Here is a 23,227-nt window from a genome sequence, read left to right as displayed (position 1 = left end):
GGATATCTAGACGCAGGCCGACAGGCCTGCATCGCACAGGAGTATCACCATGACCGTTCGCTTGGGCATCAATCCCCTGACCTGGACAAACGACGACATGCCTAGCCTGGGGGCTGACACACCACTGGAAGTCTGCCTCGCGGAAGGACGCGAGGCGGGGTTCTCGGGCTTCGAGTTAGGTAACAAATTTCCCAGAACAGCTGATGTCCTGTCGGATGTTCTTGGTCATCACGACCTGTCGCTGGTTTCCGGCTGGTATTCCAGCAATCTGCTGGAACGTAGCCCCGAGGAGGAGATCGAGGCGGTCAAGGATCACCTGCATCTGCTCAAGCAGTGTGGTGCCAAGGCCATGGTGTTCTGCGAGGTCACCCACTGCGTACACGGCGACCAGTCGCACCCGCTGTCCCAGCGCCCCCACCTGAGCGATGCCGAGTGGCAGCACCTCACCGAGGGCCTCAACACTGTCGGCGACTACCTCAAGGAGCGGGGCGTGCACATGGCTTACCACCACCACCTGGGTACTGTGGTGGAGAGCCAGGCCGACGTCGAGCGGCTGATGGATAACACCCGCGACTCGGTGGGCCTGCTACTCGACTTCGGCCACCTGGTGGGCGCCGGTGGCGACCCGCTGGTGATCGCTAAGCGCTATTCCTCACGCATCAAGCACGTGCACTGCAAGGACATTCGTTTCCCGGTGCTGGACGAGCTCCGCAATCGCGACAAGAGCTTCCTCAATGGCGTGCTCGATGGGGTATTCACCGTGCCCGGCGACGGCAATATCGACTTCCTGCCCGGCCTGAAACACCTGTGCGAACAGGGCTACCAGGGCTGGCTGGTGGTGGAAGCCGAGCAGGACCCGAAAGTCGCACATCCGTTGACCTATGCCCGCCTGGGGTATCGCAACCTCAAGTCGCTGGCCGAACAGGCTGGGTTCAGCGTCGACGAATGACGCGCCCTGGGAACCGAGTCCCCAATCTTCAACCGGAAGCATCGAAGGTTATCCCATGAACCAGATCCATCATTATCTCAACGGCAACAGCATCGAGGGCCGTAGCGAACGCTTCGCTCCGGTCTACAACCCCGCTACCGGCGAACAGAGCGCCCAGGTCGCCCTGGCCACCGCCGACGAAACCCGTGAAGCCGTGCGCATCGCCGATGAGACTTTCGCCTCGTGGTCCAAAGTCACGCCGCTCAAGCGCTCGCGCATCCTGTTCAAGTTCAAAGCGCTGGTCGAGGAGCGCGCCGACGAGCTGGCGCAACTGATCTCCCGCGAGCACGGCAAGGTGTTCTCCGACGCCAAGGGCGAAGTCACCCGCGGTCTGGAAGTCGTCGAATTCGCTTGCGGTATCCCGCACCTGCAGAAGGGCGAGCACTCCATGAACGTCGGTACAGGCGTCGACAGCTACTCCATGATGCAGCCACTCGGTGTGTGTGCCGGTATCTCGCCATTCAACTTCCCAGCCATGGTGCCGATGTGGATGTTCCCCATCGCGCTGGCCTGTGGCAACACTTTCGTCATGAAGCCCTCCGAGAAGGACCCGTCCACGCCACTTCGCCTGGCCGAACTGCTCACCGAAGCTGGTCTGCCCGACGGTGTGTTCAATGTGGTCAACGGCGACAAGGAAGCGGTGGATGTGCTGCTTACCGACGAGCGCGTCCAGGCGGTGAGCTTCGTCGGCTCGACGCCGATCGCCGAGACCATCTATGCCACCGCATCCGCTCACGGCAAACGGGTTCAGGCCCTGGGCGGCGCCAAGAATCACATGGTGATCATGCCCGACGCCGACCTCGACCAGGCGGTGGATGCCCTGATGGGGGCCGCTTACGGTTCGGCCGGCGAACGCTGCATGGCCATCTCGGTGGCGGTGCCGGTTGGCCAGGAAACCGCCGAGCGCCTGCGCGAGAAGCTCGTCGCCGAGCTTGCCAAGCTGCGCGTCGGCCCGGGGATCGTCGACGGTCCCGACAACGATATGGGCCCGCTGGTCACCAGGGAGCACCTGGAAAAAGTCAGAAGCTATATCCAGACCGGCGTGGACGAGGGGGCCGAACTGGTGGTGGACGGTCGCGAGACCGTGATAGAGGACGTCGCTAGCGGTTTCTTCCTCGGCGGCTCACTGTTCGACCACGTCAAGCCGGGCATGCGCATTCACAGCGAGGAGATCTTCGGCCCGGTGCTGGTCATCGCCCGAGCCGACAGCTACGACGACGCGGTCAAGATGATCAACGACCATGAGTTCGGCAACGGCACAGCCATTTTTACTCGCGACGGCGACGCCGCACGCCAGTTCTGCGAGCAGATCCAGGTGGGCATGGTCGGCGTCAACGTACCGATTCCGGTACCCATGGCCTTCCACAGCTTTGGTGGCTGGAAGCGCTCGCTGTTCGGCCCGTTGCACATGCACGGTCCCGATGGCGTGCGCTTCTACACCCGCATGAAGACCATCACCCAACGCTGGCCGAGTGGCATCCGTGAAGAGACCAATCACTTCACGATGCCGACTCACTGAGCGAACGGGTCACTTCGGCCTATTGAGCAGGGAAAAATTGATATGCAAAACATCACTCTGATAGGTGCCGGCAACATCGGCAAGCTGCATGCCGCCAATATTGCCGCACACCCGCGAAGCAGGCTGGTCAACGTAGTCGACATCGACCCGGCCAATGGTGAGTCGCTCGCAGCCGCATATGGCGCCCGGTCCAGCTCTCTGGAATCAGCACTTGGCGATCCGGATATCGATGCTGTGGTCATCACTTCAGCCACCAGCACGCACGCCGACTTGATTGAACGGGCTGCCCACGCCGGCAAGCGAATCTTTTGCGAGAAACCGATCGATCTAGCCTATGAACGCGTGCTGTCCTGCCTGGAAACCGTGAAGCGGTACGAGGCCCTGTTGTTCATCGGTTTCAATCGACGCTTCGATCCCAACATGGCGCATCTAAAATCGAGCCTGGATTCCGGTGAGATCGGCAATCTGGAGTTACTCACCATCTGCTCCCGGGATCCGGGTGCCCTGCCTATCGAATATCTCAAGATTTCGGGCGGTATGTGGCGCGACATGACTATCCACGACTTCGATCTAGCGCGCTGGATACTCGGTGAGGAGCCCGTGACCGTCCATGGTGTGGCCAGCGCACTGACCAGTGATGCCATCCGTGATATCGGCGATATCGACACAGCGGTCGTGACATTGCGATGCGCCAGTGGCCGTCTCGCCGTCATCACCAACAGCCGGCGTGCCGTTTATGGCTACGATCAACGCGTCGAAGCTCACGGCAGTGACGGCATGCTGGCCGTGGAGAACGTGCCCAAGTCGACACTGGTGAAATCAACTCAAGAGGGGGTGATCAAGCAAAAACCCAAAGACTTCTACATGGACCGCTATCCCGAATCGTACCGGATCGAATGGGACCGATTCCTGAACGCATGTGAAGGCCAGGAACCACCGGCAGTGCATGGCTGGGATGGAGAACGCGCACTGGCACTGGCGGAAGCCGCCTATGAGTCCCTGGCTACCGGCAAGATGATCAACGTCAGTTGATTTTCAGACCCCGACACCAACAACAAGTAGAGGATTCATCATGAACAAGACGCTCAAGCTCACGACCGGTCTGCTGGTCGGCTCTCTCGCCCTGGCAATCAACAACACCACTTTCGCTCAGGACGACGAAGACAATCAGATGGAGATCATCGCTATCACGCATATCGTTGCCGCCGACCCCTTCGGTAATGTCCTCAAGCGTGGTTTCGAGAATGCCGGCGAGGCAATGGATGTCGATGTCCGCTATCGTTCACCGGCACAATACGACACCGCCAAGATGCAGCAGATGATCGAGCAGGCAGTGGCCTCCAAACCAGACGGCATTGCTCTGACAATTCCCGACCCGAGTGCCTTCGAAGAGCCCATACAGGATGCCATCGACTCGGGCATTCCAGTGGTTGCGCTGAACTCCGGCGGAGAAGTCAGCGGCGAACTCGGTACAGAAGCCTATGTCGGCCAGAGCGAATATGAATCCGGTTACCAGGCAGGTGAACGGATGCGCGAAGCAGGTGTCGAGAACCCGGTCTGCGTCAACTTCGCGCCGGGGCAGATCCAACTTGACCAACGCTGTAGCGGCTTCGACGATGCGTTTGATGGCGAAAGCGAGCAACTTTCCACCACTCAAGATCCCATCGAGATCCGCAACGCCGTATTCGCTTACCTGAACAGCAATTCGGATACCGATGGCGTGCTGAGTCTGGGGTCACTGTCGACCGTTCCTCTTCTCAAGGCATTTCGTGAAGAGGGCGCGCTGGATCAGATCACTTTCGCGACCTTCGACCTGGCACCAGAAACCCTTGAGGCCGTTCGCGACGGTGAAATGCTGTTTGCGATCGACCAGCAACAGTACCTACAAGGCTTCCTGCCAATCGTCATGCTATCGCTTTATGACCGTTACGGCCTGATGCCGACCACGGATATTCAGACCGGTCCTAACTTCGTCACGGAAAAAAACGCTGAGAGAGTCATCGAACTGACGGAAAAGGGCTACCGTTAACGCCTGACCATCCGAGCCCGGTCGCCCCGGTTTCCAACCTCGACCGGGCTGGTTAGCGACGAACGACTTCATCAGACACTCTCTGGCGTGTGAATCTCACTAGGCAAGTGGACCTGAAAGGGCCCACTGGCATCGCCATGCGCCAGCCGCTGCATCATGGCATGTACGACATGCTGAGCAAACTCCTGCCGGGGAAGCGACAGCACCAGATCCACCGTGCCATCGATCAAGGCAGCACGGGTCGTGGAGGTCAGGTCATGACAGACCGTGACCATCCCAGAGGGTCGATGCTCTCGCAGTACCTCCAGGATCCCCTCGATGCCACCACCGGCAACATACAGCCCTGCTAGATTGGGTTGGTCTTCCAGTAACCGTCTGACCGCTTGTGCCGCAATGCTCGGTTCCTCCTGACTGAACAGAGGCTCAACGACCTGAAAATCGGACGCCTTTTCACGGAAATAGGAGCGAAAACTGATCTCGAAGAGCTCCTGGCACACGTAACGGTGGCTGCCGGTCACGATCCCCACGGGACCCGGCCTGGCCATTCGAGCAATCGCCCAAGCCGCCGTTCGTCCCGCCTTGCGACAATCGACCCCGACATACCCGGCACAATAGCCGCTGGCCGAAAGGTCAGACACCAAGGCAAAAGTAGGAACCCCCTTGCCATGAAGTTTTTCGATGACTTGAGCGACAATCGGATGGTCCGTGGAGACGACGCCGACAGCATCAACGGTCTCTCCCAGGCGACGTAGTGTCGATGCCACATGGTCGGGTTCCAGATGATCGAGATATTCGACAACCGGCACAACTTTTTCATGATAATTTCTTGATGAATCTATCAAGACTTCGGCGAGAAAGCGGTAAAACGGTGTTGATCGCTTCAACAACACAAAACCCAAACGTTTCGCCTGTCCTGTATATCGCTTTTCAGGATGAGCCTCAAAACGCTCATAACCAAGTTCTCTCGCCGCTTTTAGCACTCTTTCCGACGTTTGTGGGCGCACTTTTGCCCGACCACTAAAGACACGATCCACCGTTGCCACACCGACCCCTGCTGCCTTGGCAACATCGACCATAGTTGGAGATGACAGCGCTGTCGGCATCATAGAACCTCGCCTACAATGATAGCTACAAGATAAAATCTTATCATAAATCTATCAAAACATCATCTTCTTAATATCCCAACATAACAACTCAGGCAACGGGAGTCGTCAGTTATGGCCCAACAACGCGATTACCGCATTGATGCATCGACCCTGCAACAGGCACAGCAAGTCGGTCTGGCCTCAGCCGATTGGCATGCCTGCAAAATCGACCGTAAGACCCTGAAGCGATTAATGAAGCGCGAAAATCAAGCACCACTTGCCCATTTCGGTCTGTGGTTACTGCTGCTCATTATATCCGGCAGCGTCGCATTCCTGGCCTGGGGCACGCTATGGTGCATTCCCGCTTTCACCATCTATGGCATGCTTTATGCTGCCTCGGACCACCGTGCTCACGAACTGTCGCATGGCACACCTTTCCGTACGGGTTGGCTCAATACCGCGTTGTACCATCTCACTGCATTCATGACCCTGCATGAAGCCAATTTCTGGCGATGGAGCCACGCACGGCACCACACCGACACGTTGATTCTGGGAAGCGACAGGGAAATCGCCGTGCCACGTCCCCCCAACCTGGCGAAGATGCTCCTGGATCTTTGCTACATCGCCTCCGGCTGGGTTGAGCTCAAGCGCATCTTCCGTCACGCCGCCGGTCATCTAACCAAGGAGGACATGACGTTCGTTCCCGAATCGGAGCGGCCCAAGGTAATTTGGACTTGTCGAATCTATGTCACCATCATTCTGGGGACCGTTGGCTGGTGCCTTGCGATCGGCAGCATCCTGCCAGCGCTGTTCATTGTTCTACCACGTTTTTATGGCGGCCCACTCAGCCAGCTTTTCAATCTGACCCAGCATACGGCGCTCGCCGAGAACGTACTGGATCACCGCCTCAATACCCGCACGGTGAAGATGAACCCGATCTTCAACTTCCTGTACATGAACATGAACTATCACGTCGAACATCACATGTTTCCGATGGTTCCCTTCTACCACTTACCGCGTCTGCATGACCATATCAAGAATCAGTGTCCATCGCCTTACCCTAGCCTGTGGGCAGCTTATCGGGAAATCATTCCCGGCGTTCTGCGACAACGCAAGGATCCCGGTTATTTCGTCGAACGACACTTGCCCGAGAAGGCGAAAGACACGCCACGGTATCCAAACGGCTCTCGGTCGACAGCAACGGCATGAGCATTCCCAGTCAACCACAACAAACGCCAATGGAGCATAAATCATGAGTGAACAATGGGTAGAAGTCTGTGATGCCGATGATATCGAGGAGGAAGATGTCATTCGCTTCGATCATGGCGACCGCACCTTCGCGATCTATCGTTCTGCCGATGACGAGTACTTCGCCACCGATGGTCTCTGTACCCATGAGCAAGTCCACCTGGCGGACGGCCTGGTAATGGACAACATCATCGAGTGCCCCAAGCACAACGGTCGATTCGACTACCGAACCGGTGATGCCAAAGGGGCACCGGTATGCGTCAACCTCAATACCTATCCGATCAAGCTTGAGGACGACAAGGTCTATCTCAAGCTGGGCTAACCGCCGGGAGATAACAGTCATGAGTGGACAGATCACTGGACCCGTCGCGATCGTTGGGGCGGGCCATAGCGGTGGGCGGACCGCGCTGGCACTACGAGAGCAGGGCTATCGAGGTCCCCTGGTGCTGATCGGCGAAGAGTCTTATGTTCCCTACGAGCGACCACCGCTCTCCAAACAGCTCTTGCTCGGCGCTGCCGAGGCGCCGGATTGCTATCTGGACAAGCGCGCCGATTACACCGGACTGGATATTGACTTGCACTTGGAGTGCAGTGCCGTCCGTCTAGACCGCGACAAACGAACATTGAAGCTTTCCGACGGCAGTATCGTCGACTATCAGGCATTGATCCTTGCAACCGGCGGTCAGGTACGGCAACTGACAATTCCCGGTAACGACCTCGAAGGGGTTCATTATCTGCGCACGCTGAAAGATGCCACTGCACTTCGTGCGTCACTGCTCGATGCTCGGCACTGTGTTGTGATCGGCGGTGGTTTCATCGGTCTGGAAGTCGCTTCGAGCGCCCGCCAGATGGGATGTGAGGTCAGCGTTCTCGAGGCGACAGATCGACTGGCCGCCCGGGTTCTGCCGACTCCGATCTCGCACTACCTGCATGACCTTCATCGCCATAACGGTGTCGATATCCGCCTGGAATGTCGTATCCAGCGACTCGAGGGGACAGACAAGGTAGAAGCAGTGGTACTGGAAAGTGGGGAAATCCTGTCCTGCGATCGAGTAGTCGTGGGCATTGGTATCATACCCAATACCGCCTTGGCCGAGACATCGGGACTCGACACCGGCAATGGCATTCGGGTCAATGCGCATTTACAGACCAACGACCCGGCTATCTACGCCATCGGCGATGTATGTGAACATCGCAGCCCCATGACGGCTAGCTGGTGCCGTCAAGAAACCTGGCGCAACGCCGAGGATCAAGCACGTCATGTTGCCCATCATCTCCTCGGCGACCCTACGCCCTTTCAGTCACTTCCTGCCTTCTGGTCGGACCAGTACGATGCCAGCCTGCAACTCATCGGCAATCCATCGGCGGCAGCACACACCATCGTTCGTCCACATGATGATGATCACATACTCCTGTTCCATCTCGATGCCTCTGCACGCCTGGTTGGCGTCAGTGGCTTCGGCCCCGGAAACCGAATCAGCAAAGACATCAAGATCAGTGCGCAACTCATCAATAATGGCGGTCCACTGGACCCTGCTGGCCTAGCCGACCCGACTGTCAAACTCAAACCGATGCTAAAAGCCTGACGTATCCTGGAGGTCAAATCATGTCACCTCAATCACGAGACTATCGTTTGACCGGCCCGGAAGCCGAGAAAGCAGCTCAAAAAGGATTGATATCCGCAGAATGGTATCAAGCCCCCATTCCTCGCAAACGCCTGAAACAACTCATACGACGCAAGGACGGACCTGGCATACGTCTCAACCTGCTTTGGCTGGCATGTCTCGCAGGACTCGGGCTTGCCGCCTATCTGGCATTGGGTACCGCCTGGAGTGTGCTCTTCTTTGTTCTATATGGTGTGATGTATGGCTCGGCAGCGGACTCGCGATGGCATGAATGCGGTCACGGCACCATGTTCAAGACCCGCTGGCTAAACGATGTTGTCTATCAGTTAGCCAGCTTCATGATGATGCGAGAACCGCAAGTATGGCGCTGGAGCCATGCCCGACACCATACCGACACCATCATCGTCGGCCACGATCCGGAGATACTCGCCGAGCGCCCTCCCAAACTCGGGGAAATGCTGCTGGGACTGCTGACGGTTCCACAAACACTGAAGGCGATTCACGGGCTTCTTTATCACGCCTGCGGCCGACTGACAGCGGAAGAGGCCACCTTCATCCCCGAGATGGAAAGAGGCAGAATCTTCCTAACGGCTCGTATCTGGCTCTTGATCCATGCTTGTATGGTTGGCTACGCCATTCATCTTTCCTCGATCGTACCGCTACTGTATGTCGGAATACTTCCCACGATGTATGGGGGATGGCTTTCGTATCTTCTTGGTATCACCCAACATGTCGGTCTGGAGGAAGATACACTCGACCACCGCGCCAACAGCCGAACCATCTACATGAATCCGGTATTACGTTTCATCTACTCGAACATGAATTACCACCTGGAGCATCACATGTATCCGATGGTGCCTTTTCATGCCCTGCCGACCTTGCATGAAGAATTGAAACCCTATACACCGCCCGCCTATCCGAGCACATGGGCAGCATACAGGGAGATCATTCCGACGCTTCTACATCAATGCAAGGATCCGGATTACTGCGCCAAGCGACCAGTGGGCGACGTCTCTACGAATGAAACTGCTGCAGCGACATCGACACTGCGCCCGAATTCACGCTGAATGCGGCGACCCTTCAACACTAACTGAACGACATGCCAGCTTGATGCGGGATCTCGGACCACCGCAGCAGCGAGGTGCCTCAACTCAGCCGCTGCATATAGTCCTCATAGCCGAAGGTCTTCACCGTACGCACGTGCCGGCTTGTCTCATCGACCCGACAGATCGATGGCAGGCGAATGCCGTTGAAGGTGGTGGTCTTGACCATGGTGTAGTGGGCCATGTCGGTGAATACCAGGCGGTCGCCAATTGCGAGTGGTTGGTCGAAGCTGTACTCGCCGATCACGTCGCCGGCGAGACACGTCAGGCCACCCAAGCGGTAGGTGTGGGCCTTCTCGCGGGGATGACCGGCGCCGATGATCTCGGGCCGATAGGGCATCTCCAGTACGTCCGGCATGTGTGCCGTGGCGGAGGTATCGAGGATGGCGATGGGGCCATCGTTATCGACGATGTCCAGTACCGAGCAGACCAGGTAGCCGGTGTCGAGTGCGATCGCCTCGCCCGGTTCCAGGTAGACGGTGAGGCGCGGGTGGCGAGCCTTGAAGTCGTGGACCACCCGCACCAACCGCTCGACGTCGTAGTCGTCGCGTGTGATGTGGTGGCCGCCGCCGAAGTTCATCCACGTCATGTTTGCCAGGTAGTGGCCGAATCGCTCCTCGAAGGCCACCAGGGTTTCCTCGAAGGCGTCGCTGTTCTGCTCGCACAGGGTGTGGAAATGCAAGCCCTCGAGCCCTACCAGATCCTCCGGCCTGAGGTCTGCGGCCCGGGTGCCGAGCCGCGAGCCCGGGGCGCAGGGATCATAGAGAGCCACCTCGCCAGTGGAGTGCTCCGGGTTGACCCGCAGCCCGCAGGAAATCCGACGCGGCGCCGCCGCGACGCGCTCGCGGAAACGTCGCCATTGCCCCGGCGAATTGAAGCTGAGATGGTCGGCGTAGCGCAGCACGACGTCCATTTCCGCATCTCCGAAGGCAGGCGAGTAGACGTGTGTCTCGCCACCGAAGACCTCGGCGCCGAGGCGTGCCTCGTCCTGACCGCTGGCGGTGGTCCCCACCAGATACTCGCGGATCATGGGAAAGCAGTCCCACATGGCGAAGCCCTTGAGCGCCAGCAGGATCCGCGCCCCGCTACGTTCCTGAACCTCGCCGAGGCATTCCAGGTTGCGGCGCAGCAGGGCGTCGTCCACCACGTAGGCCGGCGACGGGCAGGCGTGGATGTCGAAGTCGAGTTCCGTCATGCCAGCGGGTCGTGGTCAGGGTCCAGTTCGACCATCTGCCAGGGCAGGCCCATGTCACCGACGCGCTCCATGAAGGGATCCGGATCGAGCTGCTCGACGTTGAACACACCCTTGCCCTTCCAGATGCCCTGGAGCATAAGCATGGCACCGGTCACCGCCGGTACACCGGTAGTGAAGGACACCGCCTGAGACTGGACCTCTTCATAGCACTTTTGGTGGTCGCAGATGTTGTATAGCCGTACCTTGCGCCGCTTGCCATCCTTGATGCCGTCAATGATCACGCCAATGTTGGTCTTGCCCGTGGTGCGTGGACCCAGTGTGGCCGGATCGGGCAGCACCGACTTGAGGAATTGAAGCGGGGATATCTTGCATCCCTCGACCTCGATTGGCTCGATACGCGTCATGCCGACATTCTCCAGCACCTTGAGATGGGTGAGGTACTGCTCGGAGAAGGTCATCCAGAAGCGGATACGCTCCAGCCCCTTGATGTTCTGCGACAGAGACTCGAGTTCCTCGTGATAGAGAAGATAGATATCCTTCTCGCCGATGCCGTCGAAGTCGAACTTGCGCGTCTCGGCCAGCGGCGCCGTCTCCTTCCATTCCCCCTTTTCCCAGTAGCGGCCATTCGCGGAGATCTCACGGATATTGATCTCGGGATTGAAGTTGGTGGCAAAGGGATAGCCGTGGTCGCCGCCGTTGGCATCCAGGATGTCGATGCAATGGATCTCGTCGAACAGGTTCTTCTGGGCATAGGCGCAATAGATATTGGTCATGCCCGGGTCGAACCCGCAGCCCAGGGTCGCCATGTTGCCCGCTTTGGCATAACGCTCCTGGAAGGCCCACTGCTCCTTGTACTCGAACTTGGCCTCATCGGGATGCTCATAGTTGGCGGTGTCCAGGTAAGGTACGCCGGTGCGCAGGCACGCCTCCATGATGGTCAGGTCCTGATACGGCAGGGCCACGTGGATCAACACATCGGGCCTGAAAGAGTCGATCAATGCGACCAGGGCCTCCACATCATCCGCATCCACCTGAGCGGTCTGGATCGGACGATCCAGTTGCGCCGCGATGGCATTGCACTTCGCCTCGTTACGACTGGCCAGCATGATCTCGGCGAAGACCTCAGGATGCTGGGCGCACTTGTGGGTGACGACGCCACCGACGCCACCGGCGCCGATAATCAGGACTTTGCTCATAGGTACGAATCCAGATCGGGAACGTTCAACAGTGGTAGGGTCTTATCGGTAATGGGTCGCCAACGCGAACCCGGACCCGATGCCACCCCGGTCTTGGCCTCGCCCCAAGCCCAGTGGGCCGGCGAGAAGGCGCAGATAATGGCTCTCCATGAGGCTGGCCGCAAGGGGTTTTTACGTCAAGTATCCGCAAGGCGCCACTGACCGGGCGGTCCCATTGCATAAAACGATGCCGTGACGGGACTCGATCGTTTGACGCTTAAACAGCGATTGTTTATAAATAGAGTGTCGTCACCAAGATGACGGCATGTACCCATACCAACCGAAGATGCGTCTCTGATGTTCTGGCAACTACGAACCAACACTGCAGCCCATGTGCATTCCATCGCTAATGATGCAATGCGCACCTGCCCGTTGCCGTTTGCCAGAAGAATGACATCATCTTGAAGACGCTGGCCGCGGCACTTGTCGCGGCCAAGCTATCCTCGCACCATCGATGACCTGTTCGCGCACAAGGCCCGGCCTCCGACCACAAGGAGACCGAAACCATGCCTATTCTGCGCAACACGCTACGCCGGCTGCGAACCGCCCTCGGCAACCATGCCGCCAAGCGTCGGATGTACGCCGAACTGGAATCATGCGACCCGCATACCCTCAAGGACATCGGCCTGCGCTGGGAGCGTGGCAAGCTGGTCCCACTCAACCCGGAAAGTCAGCGTCCGGATATCGCCTATCGCAAGACAGAGGAATCGGCTGAAACACCCGATGTCTGTCCCCGCTGTGGCACCAGACTGACTTAGCGAAGGCCCCGGCCACAGGGAGTGGCCGGGGCCTACTTACCTAACAACCGAACGACGCACCCCGCATCCCGAAGTGGAAGTGATCCGCGTGAGCGGCATTGTCATCCGGCCCCAGTACCGTGCCGAATACGTCGCAGGCACCACGTTCGGCTGCGCGTAAGAATTGTCCTTCCTCGTTTTCATCATCCCAGTCACCGGCCAGATCGATGCGGCGCCCATCCGCTAATCGAAACGCCGCGACATCCAGCGCCTCGGCCGTGGCATGCTCACTGCGGCGCCCTTGGTCCCGGCCATAAACGTTGCGACAGGCGAAGCTGCCATAGTGCTCGACCGCGGTGACACGGCTGCCCAGTATCGTCTCGGCGGCCGGCTGCAGACGCTGGCGTTCGTAAATCATCCAAGCCAGCGCCATCGGGCAGGACGCCACGAACGCCTCGTTGAAGTCGACCCCCGTACTTCTCAGGCGAACCACGTTACGCAGAGGACACTCATCAACGGGGGTGTGATCCTCCAGCACCGTATAGGAAGGCGTCTTATCGGTCACCCCGGCCAATACCTGGCGGCATCCTTCTCGATCCCCTTCGAGTTGCGACAACTTCCATCGGGTCACCGGCGTCAAGGGATCATCCACCGCTAGCGGTGTCCAGGGAGCCCAATGATCAGGGATGACCCACCAGCCTTTGTCGAACCCCAAGGCAATGATGATCAGGGCCATGGCGATGAGGGTAACTCGCATGAAATGTCTACCTATGTCTGCTTGTGCGCCCTGCACCGATTCGCTTCACGATCAGCGGCCGGTTAAGATCTGTCTGGACGTCGTACTGAATGCCACTCGTCGATCAAGGGAGATGAGCCGATGAACAGAACCGGTGACCGTTACTATCTACTTGATGTCTTCACGGATACGCCGTTTGCGGGCAATCCGCTAGCAGTCTTCACGGAGGCGGCGGGAATGTCCACCGAGCGGATGCAGGCCATCGCGACCGAACTGAATCTCTCGGAGACGGTTTTCGTCGGCACGCCGGAAGCCAGGAACCGCTTCCCGATACGCATCTTCACCCCGGGCACGGAACTGCCCTTCGCCGGTCATCCGACCATCGGTACGGCTCACCTGCTGGCGTCACTCGCACTGGCCGATCGCCAATCTCCGCTGGTGTTGCAAGCCGGTGTCGGCGATCTGGACGTACGATTCGACGGTGACATGGCCCGTTTCACCACTGCCCGGCCGGTCGACCTGCAGCCAAGTTCGTTGGATCGTGTCACGGCTGCCGACCTGCTCGGACTGTCACTCTCCCAGATCGTGGATGAGCCCGTGATCGCCTCCTGCGGCCTGGCATTCCACCTGATCGAGCTGGACAGTCTGGAGGCCCTGGGCAAGGCGCTACCCTCGGCGGCTTCATGGCACCGGACAGTATCACCGAGCGGCATCGAGCAGATCTATCTGCATGTCCGTACCGGCGATGCAACACGTCGCTCCCGCATGTTTTCCACGGAAATCGGCAACCTGCGTGAAGACCCGGCCACGGGAAGCGCCGCATCCGCCCTGGTCGGTTTCCTGGCCACCCGGCAATCAGGCGTGGGCCAGTGGCATTGGTGGTTCGACCAAGGCGTGGAAATGGGGCGGCCGAGCCGGATTCATGCCAGTGTCGAGCGCGACACCAACGATGCCATGACCATCCACATCGGGGGGCAGGCAGTCATCGTTGGTGAAGGCATGGTCTATCTCTGAGTCTGGTTCAGGATTCGACCGTGGTCACGGGCTCTCCGTTGGCGAACGCCATCAGGTTGCTGAATGCCGTGCTGAAATACAGCTCGTAGCTGTCCTTCTCGACATAGCCCAGATGTGGCGTGGCGACAACTCTGGGGTCGTGCAGCAGGGGATGTGTCGTCAGGGGTTCCTGCTCGAAGACATCGACGGCAGCCTTGCCGGGACGTCCCAAGCGTAATGCTTCTTCAAGCGCGCCCTCGACGATCAACTCGGCTCGGCTGGTATTGACCAGCAACGCCGATGACTTCATTCGCGCCAGGTCTTCGCGGCCAATGATGCCACGGGTCTCATCGTTGAGTCGGAGATGCAGGCTGACCACATCGGCCCGTTCGAACAGATCCTCCCGGCTGGCAGCCACCTCGAGCCCCGCGTCTCGTGCGCGTGTCCGACTGCCTTCTCGGCCCCAGACCAGTACCGGCATCTCGAATGCCTGGGCATAACGCGCCATCAGGGTACCGATCTTGCCGTAACCGAAGATCCCTAATGTCCGGCCTCGCACCCCTTGTCCCAGAGTACATTGCCATCGCCCGGCCTTGAGGTTTTCCACTTCCTGCGGCAGGTTGCGCATGGCGGCCATCATCAGCGCCCAGGTCAGTTCCGCCGGTGCATGGGGGGAGCCCTTGCCGGCAAGCACCTCTACGCCATGCTGACGACAAGCGTCTAGATCGATATGCGACGTACCACGGCCTGTCTGGCTGATCACCCGTAATTGTGGCAGGAGCTCCAGCAGTTCGGCGGTAATCCGGGTACGCTCACGTATCAGGACCAGAGCTTCGGCGTCGGCGAAGCGTTCGGCCTGGGCATTCAGATCACTGGCGGTGTCATTGAGAATGACGACCTCATGGCCTGCCAATGTGTCGAAGCATGACAAGTGACGAACCGCATCCTGGTAATCATCGGGAATCACGATTTTCATGTAGGGGCTCACATCAATGCAGTCCCGGCCAGATAGTGATGACCAGAGCCGCGGCACCAACAACGATGGCAACCAGGACCGCCATACTCACCAAGCGGTCCAGCCACCGATCAAAAGGAGACATTCGATGTCTGGGGGTGGCACCATGTAAACGGCGCGAGGACTTGTCGTATCGGGCCATGGCCTCACATTCCGGACTCGAATCCCAATACCTTAAGCGTCTCCCCGGAAAATCGCCAGTCTTGCCGTCAGCGGTTGATTCTTCGGTTGATTACGTCGGGGGCACGACGATAGCGATCCGCCTCATCCATGATATCGGCCTCGAAGAGATCGGCACCGACGGGCGTGTCGCCATGGCGCCGATAGAGTTGGGTCAACATCGACTTGCGATCCGCCCGCAGCTCCTTGATCAGCACGAACACCATGCCATACAGAATGAAAGCAAACGGTAACGCCGACAGTACCGATGCCGATTGCAGTCCTGTCAGTCCGCCTGAGGCGATCAGTGTCAGACAGATTGATGCAATGAGCACACCCCAGGCGATACGCTTGTAGAGCGGCGGATTGATCGAACCTTGATCGGTCATCTGCGCCACGATATAGGAAGCCGAGTCGGCTGACGTCACCAGAAAGATGAAGATCAGCATGATGGCGACCATGGACAGCACGGGCGTAAAAGGCATCAATTCGAATAGTTCGAACAGTGCCACGGTGATGTTGTCCTGAGTCGCGGCAGCCAGCCCCACGTCATTGGAAAGCTCCATCTCCAGCGCGATGCCACCGAAGACACCGATCCAGAGACAGGCCAGCAGTGGCGGCACGATCAGCACACCGAACACGTATTCCCTGATGGTACGCCCGCGTGAGACCCGCGCAATGAATGTCCCTACGAACGGTGACCAGGCGATCACCCAGGCCCAGTAGAAGATCGTCCAGGTACTGGCCCAGTTATCATCACTGTAGGGCGCCGTGCGCAAACTCATCCCCACGAAATTTTGCAGGTAATCGCCCAGGCCACGGGTGATGGTCTCGAGAATCGCCAGGGTCGGCCCCGTCACCAGCACGTAAAGCATCAGGGCAATGCACATCACCATGTTGAGATTGGAGAGCCGCTTGATGCCCTTGTCCAGCCCCGACCATGTCGACGCCATATAGGCCAGGAACATGACCATGAGAATGATGAACTGCCACAGTACATTCTCGGGCAGGCCGAACACCGCATTGAGCCCGCCATTCATCTGCAACACGCCCAGCCCCAACGATGTCGCCACGCCCATGACGGTCGCCACGACAGCAAAGACATCCAGCGCCGAGCCATAGCGATGCGCTCTGGGGTGCTTGGCGGTGACCGAGGAAAGCACCGACGATACCAGCCCCGCCTGCCCCTTGCGGAACTGGAAATAGGCAATGATCAAGCCGACCAGAGAGAACGCCGCCCACTGATGCACGCCCCAGTTGAAGAAGCTGTATTGAATGGCATAACGTGCCGCTGCCGCAGTCTCTGCCTCGCGATCGCCGTACGGCGGCTCCATGAAGTGGGACATCGGTTCGGCCATGCCGTAGAACACCAGGCCGACGCCGAAACCGGCTGCCAGCAGCATGCTGACCCAGGAAAAGAAGCTATAGCTTGGCGAGCTATCCTGGGGGCCGAGACGGATCTTGCCGTATTTGCTGAGTGCCAGCCCCAGCAGGAAAACGACGAACCCGAACACGGAAAAGAGATAGAACCAGCTGAACCACTCGGTCACTACCGTCAAGGCAGCAGACGCACCGTTACCGAAACGCTCGGGAAATGCCGCTCCGACAGCGACCAGCGCCAGAATGATCACTGCCGAAACGGCAAAGACCCGCTGCCCTCCAGAATTGGCCATGTCTCGCTCCTTGATAAGGGATCTGCGTGATACGCTGACTCCGATGCCAGGCAGGGTAATGCACCATCCCACGGACTACCAATCACGATCGGCATGTCGCACGGGAAAATTGCAATTTGACCTCGTCATCCCCATAACAGACAAATAGCAAGCAAGCTAAGCAATACTCACGACATTCCTGTTTATCCTCGGGGACACTATGAGCCGACTCGCCACCACACCGCTATCCGTTCTGGACCTGGCTCCCATTCGCCAGAACGGCAGTATCGCCGAGACCTTCTCCGATACCGTCTCGCTCGCCCAGCATACCGAAACGCTGGGTTTCCACCGTTATTGGCTCGCCGAGCATCACAACATCGATGGCATCGCCAGCGCCGCCACCGCCGTACTGATTGGCCATGTCGCAGGACAGACCTCCCGCATCCGGATCGGCAGCGGCGGCATCATGTTGCCCAATCATCCCCCGCTGGTCGTTGCCGAGCAGTTTGGTACGCTGGCAACGCTCTATCCGGATCGGATCGACTTGGGATTGGGCCGGGCACCGGGCTCCGATGGCACCACCATGGCTGCCATGCGTCGCCACCCGCATGCAGGGGTCAATGATTTTCCCGAGATGGTGGACGAGCTCGCTCACTATCTGGATGACGCGACACCCGGCCAGCAAGTCAAAGCGGTACCGGGCCAGGGCACGCATGTCCCACTCTGGCTATTGGGTTCAAGCGGCTACAGTGCGCAGTTGGCCGCACGTATGGGCCTACCGTTCGCGTTTGCGGCCCAATTCGCTCCCGGCTACATGCTCGACGCCCTGCGCTTGTACCGCGACCAGTTCCGCCCTTCCGAGGTACTCGACACGCCCTACGCCATGGTCGGCCTACCGGTGATCGCCGCCGATAGTGACGAACACGCCCACTACCTGGCCACCACCGCGCAGCAGAAGTTCCTCAACTTGATTCGTGGGCGCAGCACACGGGCACTGCCCCCGACGGAATCCCTCGATTGGAATGCCCGGGAGAAAGCATCGGTGGAGCAATTCCTGGGCGCAGCCGTCATCGGTGGGCCGAATACGGTCCGCCAGGGGCTTGAAGACTTCCTGGCACAAACCGGTGCCGACGAGTTGATGCTCAATACCGATGTCTATGCCCAGACGGACCGGCTACGCAGCTACGACATCGTTGCCGACGTCTGGCAGTCATGAAGACGATACGGCACCGGCCTAGCCGCTGGCATGCGTTGCCAGCAGCTAGCGGGAGGGAATTACCCTGACAATCGCTGGTCGATCAGTGTCTCCAGCTTGCGCTGATCGTCGGCGAAACGACGGATGCCTTCCGCCAGTTTGTCATTGGCCATGGCATCCTGATTGTGGCCCCAGCGGAACGTCGGCTCATCCAGCGGCGCGGGTCGCTCATCGACCGGCGGGAAGGATACCTTGCACTCCACCTCGCCTTCACGACCGGCCAACTCCTCGAGCAGTGCAGGGGAAATCGTCAGTCGGTGACAACCGGCCAGGGCCAGCACCTGCCCGGTATTACGGAAGCTCGCCCCCATCACCACGGTGTCATAGCCACCGCGGCCGGCCAGTGAACACACATTGCGCACGAAATTCACTCCCGGATCGTCTCCCGGGGCATAGTCCTTGCCGGTCTCTTTCTTGTACCAATCGGTGACCCGGCCAACGAAGGGAGAAACCAGGAACACACCGGCATCGAAGCACGCCTGGGCCTGGGCTTCACTGAACAGCAGTGTCAGGTTGCAGTTGATTCCCTCCTTTTCCAACACTTCGGCCGCCCGAATCCCTTCCCAGGTCGAGGCCAGCTTGATCAGGATACGTTCGCGCGACACGCCGTTCTCATCGTACAGCGCTACCAGTTCTCGCGCCTTGTCGATGCTCGCCTGGGTATCGAACGAAAGCTTGGCGGCCACTTCTGTGGAAACGCGTCCAGGCACGAGCTTCGTGATTTCGGTTCCCATTGCGACGGCCAGCCGATCAACGGCATGATCCACCTGCGCCTGCCGATCCGATCGTTCTGATCGCACGGTCGCCAACTCGTCATCGATCAGCGCCTGGTAACCAGGCAATTCGAACGCCTTGAGCAGCAACGACGGGTTAGTGGTCGCATCTGCCGGTTGATAGCGACGAATGGCATCGGGGTCACCCGTATCGGCGACCACCAGGGATAGTGTTTTCAAGGCATCGAGTTGGGATGACATGGCCCCTCCTGTCATGGGAAAAATGGGATGACGGCACGCGCCTTGTCACCAGGCGATGCCATAATGGGTTGCGAGCACGCTACGGTAACGGGCATAGACCTCCTGGTAGGCCTCGACGTGTGTCGGGTCGGGACTTGCCAGCGAACTCTGGTCCAGGTGAACCAACCGTTCACACAGATCGTTCAACGTCACTCCGTCATGATAACGCTCGCACCAGGCGGCCTGAAGTGCTGCGCCCAGTGCCGCGGCATCGGTGATCTGCGGACACACCACTTCCGTACCGGTGATATCGGCCACCATCTGCCGCCAGATGGCACTATTGGCACCACCGCCAATCAGTCGGATCTGACTGACGCCATCGGCGAGTCCACCCAGCATCTCGAGACCGTAACGCATACCAAAGGTCGTGCTTTCGACCACGGCGCGGCATAGGTTGCTCGGTGTGGTGTTGCGACTGGTCAGCCCCAGGAAGCTGGCGGACGCCTGAGGCAACGCCGGTACCCGCTCGCCATTGAAGAACGGCAGTACCGTCACACCCTCGGCCCCGATCGGCGCACTGGCTACGTGCTCGCCGAAGGCCGTCAGATCGAAACCGAACATCTCCCTGACCCGGGTGGTTGCCGACGTCACGTTCATGGTACAGATCAGCGGCAGCCAGCCCCCGCTACTGGAACAGAAATCCGCCACCATGGCGTTCTCGGCACGGACCGGCTCCGGCGAATAGGCACACACCGTGCCCGATGTTCCCAGGCTGAGCGTCACCAGCCCCGGCGTGATATTACCGGTCCCGATCGCCCCCATCATGTTGTCGCCGCCGCCACTGGCGACCACCACGTCCTCGGACAATCCCAGTTCACGGGCGATGGCGGGGCGAACGTACCCCGCTGGCTCATGGGAATCGATCAACCGGGGCAGCACCCGCTGCGGATCGAGCTCGGGCGCGATAACGGCAAAGACATCCTCGCGCCAACGACGTTGACAGGTATCGAAATAGCCGGTACCGGAGGCATCCCCGGCTTCGGCCACTATCTCGCCGGTCAACCAGAAATTGAGATAGTCATGAGGCAACAGCAGCGTATCGATACGCTGATAGGTCTCGGGGTGCTTTTCACGCAACCAGGCCAGCTTGGAGGCGGTGTAGCCGGTTTGCAGTACCAAGCCCAGCTTCTCGATACAACCTCTCTCCCCCCCTAACCGCTCGACCAGGTCGGCATTTTGCTCAGCCGTTTCGGTATCGCACCATAACTTGGCCGGATAGAGTGGCTGCCCCTCCCGATCCAGCGCCACCATCCCATGCTGCTGGCCGGATACGCCAATGCCGCGAATGGCCCTGGCCGAAACCCCGGCAGCCTCAAGGGCCGCATGAAAGGCGCCGCGAAGTGCGGCGATCCAGTCCTCGACATGCTGTTCACGACGTCCATTGTCGCCTTCGATCAGTGAATGTCCCTGGCTGGCTTCGCCACGAATCACCCCATGATCGACATCGACCACCACGACTTTGGTACTCTGCGTACCACAATCCACTCCCAGATACATTCGCCTCGGCTCCTTCACGGATTGACCAGCGATGCCACGGTCGCCCTGGCACCCTGCTGGTACAGGCTGTCCAGCGCAGCGAGATACGCGTCGCGAAATCTCGGTTGATTGGCCAGATCGCCGAACAGTTCCCGGTTCTCGATGAACGCAGTCGGTCGGCTACGATTGTCGGCAGCCAGTGCCATCAATGACTCCTTGAGGCGGTCGACCACCTCGATCGGCTCGCCCTGTTCGTCCTTCCCTTCAGCATAGCGTGCCCAGCTGGCAACCACCGCCGCTGCCCGATGCATTTCGCCACCGCTGTCCAGTTGTTCACGAATCACCGGCACCAACCACTTGGGAATACGATCGGAACTCTCGGCACACAGCCTGGCCAGCGTATCCTTGATTTCCGGATTGGCGAACCGCTCGATCAGGGTCCGGCGATAGGTTTCCAGATCCACGCCCGGAACCGGCGCCAGTGTCGGCGAGCCCTCGTGGCGCATGTAGTCCAGCAGGAAGGTGACGAACAACTCATCCTGACAGACTTGATGTGCATAGCGGTAACCGGCGAGATAACCGAAATAGCATAGCGCCTGATGGCTGGCATTGAGCAAACGAAGCTTCATCAATTCGTAGGGTTCGACGTCATCTACCACCTGCACGCCGACTTCATCGAATCCCGGCCGTCCCGCAATGAAACGATCCTCGAGCACCCATTGGGTGAACGGTTCACAGACCACCGGCCAAGCATCCTGAATCGAGAACCGGTTGGCGACCTCCTCGATATCCTGTGCGGAGGTCACCGGCGTGATTCGATCGACCATCGAATTGGGAAATGGCACTTCTGCCGCCACCCAGTCACCGAGCTCGGGGTCACGATGACGAGCAAAGGCCGTGAACATCCGACCGGCGACATGGCCGTTGCCCTGGATGTTGTCGCACGACATCACCGTGAATGGGGCGATACCACGCTCTCGACGGCGTTTCAGTGCTTCGATCACCAGCCCGAAAGTGGTCCGTGGCGTCTCGGGGTGGGCCAGATCGTGCTGTACATCCGGATTATCGACATCGAACTCGCCGGTGACATGGTGAAAGTTGTAACCGCCTTCGGTCACGGTGAGGGAGACGATACGGATCGCGGGATCGGCCATGGTTTCGATCACGGCCTCGGGATCATCAGGCGCAAACAGGTAGTCGATCATCGAGCCTATCACCCGGGGAGCGTAGTGGCCGTCGGGATGCTTGACCACCAGGGTATAGAGGTGATCCTGACTCGACAGCGCCTCCTGCATGCGCTTGTCACCCGGCATCACACCCACGCCGACAATACCCCAGTCCAGCGCTTGCCCCCGGTTCATCAGCGTATCGAGATACATCGCCTGGTGAGCCCGGTGAAAACCACCCACGCCAATATGCACGATGCCGGGCGTCACTGCACCACGGTCATAGACGGGCGCCTCGACCGCCGCATCGAGACGCGACACGTTGTTGTTGTTCAGTGAGATCATGTTCGGCTCCTGTTGGCCATCAACGCCAGATCACATCCGGTGTTACCGAATGGGCGTTGACCAGTTGCATGTTGATCATGTCCTTGAAGCGGGCGCGCTCTTCCGCGCCCTCTCTGTCCTGTCCCATGTCCAGCCAGCGCTGGATCAGTCGCTCTTCGATGACGTCTTCCGGCACGTCGATGAAGATTGTCCTGTCGAACAGTGGTGCCAGTGCCGTCCAGGGGGGCTTGTCGAGCAGCAGATAATTACCTTCGACCAGCACGATGCGATGGCGGGTCTGGATGATGCGACCACCGGCTCGCGCCAGATCGAGTGGTCGATCGAATACAGGCACGGCGACGTCCCGGTCCGACGCACGTATACGCTCCAGATCGCGAACCAGACCATCGACATCGAAGGTTTCCGGCGCCCCTTTGACAGGCAACAGCCCCGCCGGCTCGATGACGGCATTGTCGAAGTGGTAGCCATCCATCGGCACGATCTCGGCAATGCCGGGCACCTGCTCGTTCAACGCCTGGCACAGCGCTGTCGACAGGAACGACTTGCCAGCTCCCGGCGGACCGGCCAGTGCGACGATGAATCGTTGTCGTTCACCGGCCGCTTGCCGCAGGCGGGTCGCCATGGTGGAAATATCCGGCGTCACAGTGGTACCT

Annotated in this window: 22 protein-coding genes and 1 pseudogene; 11 read left to right on the top strand and 12 right to left on the bottom strand. The window is 59.3% G+C overall.

The genetic code is table 11. The annotated features are described in order from the left end of the window. The first annotated feature begins 49 nt into the window (after positions 1 to 49). The 4 genes from iolE to BLW01_RS08730 are packed head-to-tail and all read left to right on the top strand — an operon-like array spanning position 50 to position 4,536. Positions 50 to 949: a myo-inosose-2 dehydratase gene (gene iolE / locus BLW01_RS08745; protein ID WP_092569131.1), complete on the top strand. Its 900-nt coding sequence runs from the start codon at positions 50 to 52 to the stop codon at positions 947 to 949. A gap of 55 nt (positions 950 to 1,004) precedes the next feature. Continuing rightward, positions 1,005 to 2,507 carry a CoA-acylating methylmalonate-semialdehyde dehydrogenase gene (locus BLW01_RS08740; RefSeq protein ID WP_092569130.1) on the top strand — a complete coding sequence of 501 codons (1,503 nt, stop codon included), beginning with the start codon at positions 1,005 to 1,007 and terminating at the stop codon, positions 2,505 to 2,507. Between the two features lie 42 nt (positions 2,508 to 2,549). Then, complete coding sequence (gene iolG / locus BLW01_RS08735; RefSeq protein WP_092569129.1) at positions 2,550 to 3,539, top strand: inositol 2-dehydrogenase; 990 nt, start codon at positions 2,550 to 2,552, stop codon at positions 3,537 to 3,539. 40 nt (positions 3,540 to 3,579) lie between these two features. Further along, positions 3,580 to 4,536: a sugar ABC transporter substrate-binding protein gene (locus BLW01_RS08730; RefSeq protein ID WP_092569128.1), complete on the top strand. Its 957-nt coding sequence runs from the start codon at positions 3,580 to 3,582 to the stop codon at positions 4,534 to 4,536. Between the two features lie 71 nt (positions 4,537 to 4,607). On the opposite strand, the gene BLW01_RS08725 is transcribed toward BLW01_RS08730, so the two are convergent. Further along, on the bottom strand, positions 4,608 to 5,342 hold the full coding sequence (locus BLW01_RS08725; RefSeq protein ID WP_229806360.1) for a substrate-binding domain-containing protein: 735 nt from the start codon (positions 5,340 to 5,342) through the stop codon (positions 4,608 to 4,610). Between the two features lie 153 nt (positions 5,343 to 5,495). Then, positions 5,496 to 5,612, bottom strand: a pseudogene (locus BLW01_RS18870) (LacI family DNA-binding transcriptional regulator); the annotation flags it as partial. 141 nt (positions 5,613 to 5,753) lie between these two features. On the opposite strand from BLW01_RS18870, the gene BLW01_RS08720 reads away from it, so the two are divergent. Genes BLW01_RS08720 through BLW01_RS08705 form a run of 4 tightly spaced genes read left to right on the top strand, consistent with a single transcriptional unit; the run spans position 5,754 to position 9,561 of the window. Then, positions 5,754 to 6,830 (top strand): fatty acid desaturase, encoded by a 1,077-nt coding sequence (locus BLW01_RS08720; RefSeq protein ID WP_092569126.1) that lies wholly within the window; start codon positions 5,754 to 5,756, stop codon positions 6,828 to 6,830. A 43-nt stretch (positions 6,831 to 6,873) separates the two neighbouring features. Then, a complete protein-coding gene (locus BLW01_RS08715) occupies positions 6,874 to 7,191 on the top strand; it encodes a MocE family 2Fe-2S type ferredoxin (RefSeq protein WP_092569125.1) in 318 nt (105 codons plus the stop codon). A gap of 19 nt (positions 7,192 to 7,210) precedes the next feature. Then, a complete protein-coding gene (locus tag BLW01_RS08710; RefSeq protein ID WP_092569124.1) occupies positions 7,211 to 8,455 on the top strand; it encodes an NAD(P)/FAD-dependent oxidoreductase in 1,245 nt (414 codons plus the stop codon). Between the two features lie 20 nt (positions 8,456 to 8,475). Beyond that, positions 8,476 to 9,561, top strand: a complete 1,086-nt coding sequence (locus BLW01_RS08705) for a fatty acid desaturase family protein (RefSeq protein ID WP_092569123.1) — start codon at positions 8,476 to 8,478, stop codon at positions 9,559 to 9,561. A gap of 79 nt (positions 9,562 to 9,640) precedes the next feature. Here the strand turns inward: BLW01_RS08705 and nspC are convergent, their stop codons facing one another. Both nspC and BLW01_RS08695 read right to left on the bottom strand, forming a co-directional pair. Beyond that, complete coding sequence (nspC, locus tag BLW01_RS08700) at positions 9,641 to 10,792, bottom strand: carboxynorspermidine decarboxylase (protein WP_092569122.1); 1,152 nt, start codon at positions 10,790 to 10,792, stop codon at positions 9,641 to 9,643. After that, the gene (locus BLW01_RS08695; protein ID WP_092569121.1) at positions 10,789 to 11,988 is read right to left on the bottom strand and encodes a saccharopine dehydrogenase family protein; all 1,200 of its coding nucleotides are present in this window, start codon (positions 11,986 to 11,988) and stop codon (positions 10,789 to 10,791) included. The genes nspC and BLW01_RS08695 overlap by 4 nt, the downstream gene beginning before the upstream one ends. 545 nt (positions 11,989 to 12,533) lie before the next feature. Between BLW01_RS08695 and BLW01_RS08690 the strand changes: the two genes are divergently transcribed. Next, a complete protein-coding gene (locus tag BLW01_RS08690) occupies positions 12,534 to 12,785 on the top strand; it encodes a YjiS-like domain-containing protein (protein WP_092569120.1) in 252 nt (83 codons plus the stop codon). 40 nt (positions 12,786 to 12,825) lie between these two features. Here the strand turns inward: BLW01_RS08690 and BLW01_RS08685 are convergent, their stop codons facing one another. Continuing rightward, the gene (locus tag BLW01_RS08685; protein WP_092569119.1) at positions 12,826 to 13,521 is read right to left on the bottom strand and encodes an extensin-like domain-containing protein; all 696 of its coding nucleotides are present in this window, start codon (positions 13,519 to 13,521) and stop codon (positions 12,826 to 12,828) included. A 120-nt stretch (positions 13,522 to 13,641) separates the two neighbouring features. On the opposite strand from BLW01_RS08685, the gene BLW01_RS08680 reads away from it, so the two are divergent. After that, positions 13,642 to 14,514: a PhzF family phenazine biosynthesis protein gene (locus BLW01_RS08680; protein WP_092569118.1), complete on the top strand. Its 873-nt coding sequence runs from the start codon at positions 13,642 to 13,644 to the stop codon at positions 14,512 to 14,514. Between the two features lie 7 nt (positions 14,515 to 14,521). Here the strand turns inward: BLW01_RS08680 and BLW01_RS08675 are convergent, their stop codons facing one another. The 3 genes from BLW01_RS08675 to BLW01_RS08670 form a co-directional block, all read right to left on the bottom strand. After that, positions 14,522 to 15,469: a D-2-hydroxyacid dehydrogenase family protein gene (locus BLW01_RS08675; protein ID WP_092569117.1), complete on the bottom strand. Its 948-nt coding sequence runs from the start codon at positions 15,467 to 15,469 to the stop codon at positions 14,522 to 14,524. 13 nt (positions 15,470 to 15,482) lie between these two features. Then, the gene (locus tag BLW01_RS18470) at positions 15,483 to 15,650 is read right to left on the bottom strand and encodes a hypothetical protein (protein WP_175529800.1); all 168 of its coding nucleotides are present in this window, start codon (positions 15,648 to 15,650) and stop codon (positions 15,483 to 15,485) included. 67 nt (positions 15,651 to 15,717) lie between these two features. After that, positions 15,718 to 17,340, bottom strand: coding sequence for a BCCT family transporter (locus BLW01_RS08670; RefSeq protein WP_092569116.1), 1,623 nt, complete (start codon positions 17,338 to 17,340; stop codon positions 15,718 to 15,720). Between the two features lie 199 nt (positions 17,341 to 17,539). On the opposite strand from BLW01_RS08670, the gene BLW01_RS08665 reads away from it, so the two are divergent. After that, positions 17,540 to 18,535, top strand: a complete 996-nt coding sequence (locus BLW01_RS08665; RefSeq protein WP_092569115.1) for an LLM class flavin-dependent oxidoreductase — start codon at positions 17,540 to 17,542, stop codon at positions 18,533 to 18,535. Between the two features lie 59 nt (positions 18,536 to 18,594). Here BLW01_RS08665 and tal read toward each other — a convergent pair whose 3' ends face one another. Genes tal through BLW01_RS08645 form a run of 4 tightly spaced genes read right to left on the bottom strand, consistent with a single transcriptional unit; the run spans position 18,595 to position 23,217 of the window. Further along, complete coding sequence (gene tal, locus BLW01_RS08660) at positions 18,595 to 19,548, bottom strand: transaldolase (RefSeq protein ID WP_092569114.1); 954 nt, start codon at positions 19,546 to 19,548, stop codon at positions 18,595 to 18,597. 45 nt (positions 19,549 to 19,593) lie between these two features. Further along, complete coding sequence (gene xylB / locus BLW01_RS08655) at positions 19,594 to 21,084, bottom strand: xylulokinase (RefSeq protein ID WP_092569113.1); 1,491 nt, start codon at positions 21,082 to 21,084, stop codon at positions 19,594 to 19,596. A gap of 14 nt (positions 21,085 to 21,098) precedes the next feature. Further along, entirely contained in the window at positions 21,099 to 22,574 is a 1,476-nt protein-coding gene (locus BLW01_RS08650) for a mannitol dehydrogenase family protein (protein ID WP_092569112.1), read from the bottom strand. Between the two features lie 19 nt (positions 22,575 to 22,593). Beyond that, positions 22,594 to 23,217, bottom strand: a complete 624-nt coding sequence (locus tag BLW01_RS08645; RefSeq protein WP_092569111.1) for a nucleoside triphosphate hydrolase — start codon at positions 23,215 to 23,217, stop codon at positions 22,594 to 22,596. Positions 23,218 to 23,227: the final 10 nt, after the last annotated feature.

The organism is Aidingimonas halophila (genome assembly GCF_900106955.1).
Lineage (GTDB): Bacteria > Pseudomonadota > Gammaproteobacteria > Pseudomonadales > Halomonadaceae > Aidingimonas > Aidingimonas halophila.
This window is presented reverse-complemented; position numbering and strand designations above follow the sequence as displayed.

Excerpts from the sequence above, each read along its gene's own strand:
- iolE (WP_092569131.1), top strand. The coding sequence starts at position 50 with ATGACCGTTCGCTTGGGCATCAATCCCCTGACCTGGACAAACGACGAC.
- BLW01_RS08740 (WP_092569130.1), top strand. The coding sequence starts at position 1,005 with ATGAACCAGATCCATCATTATCTCAACGGCAACAGCATCGAGGGCCGT.
- iolG (WP_092569129.1), top strand. The coding sequence starts at position 2,550 with ATGCAAAACATCACTCTGATAGGTGCCGGCAACATCGGCAAGCTGCAT.
- BLW01_RS08730 (WP_092569128.1), top strand. The coding sequence starts at position 3,580 with ATGAACAAGACGCTCAAGCTCACGACCGGTCTGCTGGTCGGCTCTCTC.
- BLW01_RS08720 (WP_092569126.1), top strand. The coding sequence starts at position 5,754 with ATGGCCCAACAACGCGATTACCGCATTGATGCATCGACCCTGCAACAG.
- BLW01_RS08715 (WP_092569125.1), top strand. The coding sequence starts at position 6,874 with ATGAGTGAACAATGGGTAGAAGTCTGTGATGCCGATGATATCGAGGAG.
- BLW01_RS08710 (WP_092569124.1), top strand. The coding sequence starts at position 7,211 with ATGAGTGGACAGATCACTGGACCCGTCGCGATCGTTGGGGCGGGCCAT.
- BLW01_RS08705 (WP_092569123.1), top strand. The coding sequence starts at position 8,476 with ATGTCACCTCAATCACGAGACTATCGTTTGACCGGCCCGGAAGCCGAG.
- nspC (WP_092569122.1), bottom strand. The coding sequence starts at position 10,792 with ATGACGGAACTCGACTTCGACATCCACGCCTGCCCGTCGCCGGCCTAC.
- BLW01_RS08695 (WP_092569121.1), bottom strand. The coding sequence starts at position 11,988 with ATGAGCAAAGTCCTGATTATCGGCGCCGGTGGCGTCGGTGGCGTCGTC.
- BLW01_RS08690 (WP_092569120.1), top strand. The coding sequence starts at position 12,534 with ATGCCTATTCTGCGCAACACGCTACGCCGGCTGCGAACCGCCCTCGGC.
- BLW01_RS08685 (WP_092569119.1), bottom strand. The coding sequence starts at position 13,521 with ATGCGAGTTACCCTCATCGCCATGGCCCTGATCATCATTGCCTTGGGG.
- BLW01_RS08680 (WP_092569118.1), top strand. The coding sequence starts at position 13,642 with ATGAACAGAACCGGTGACCGTTACTATCTACTTGATGTCTTCACGGAT.
- BLW01_RS08675 (WP_092569117.1), bottom strand. The coding sequence starts at position 15,469 with ATGAAAATCGTGATTCCCGATGATTACCAGGATGCGGTTCGTCACTTG.
- BLW01_RS18470 (WP_175529800.1), bottom strand. The coding sequence starts at position 15,650 with ATGGCCCGATACGACAAGTCCTCGCGCCGTTTACATGGTGCCACCCCC.
- BLW01_RS08670 (WP_092569116.1), bottom strand. The coding sequence starts at position 17,340 with ATGGCCAATTCTGGAGGGCAGCGGGTCTTTGCCGTTTCGGCAGTGATC.
- BLW01_RS08665 (WP_092569115.1), top strand. The coding sequence starts at position 17,540 with ATGAGCCGACTCGCCACCACACCGCTATCCGTTCTGGACCTGGCTCCC.
- tal (WP_092569114.1), bottom strand. The coding sequence starts at position 19,548 with ATGTCATCCCAACTCGATGCCTTGAAAACACTATCCCTGGTGGTCGCC.
- xylB (WP_092569113.1), bottom strand. The coding sequence starts at position 21,084 with ATGTATCTGGGAGTGGATTGTGGTACGCAGAGTACCAAAGTCGTGGTG.
- BLW01_RS08650 (WP_092569112.1), bottom strand. The coding sequence starts at position 22,574 with ATGATCTCACTGAACAACAACAACGTGTCGCGTCTCGATGCGGCGGTC.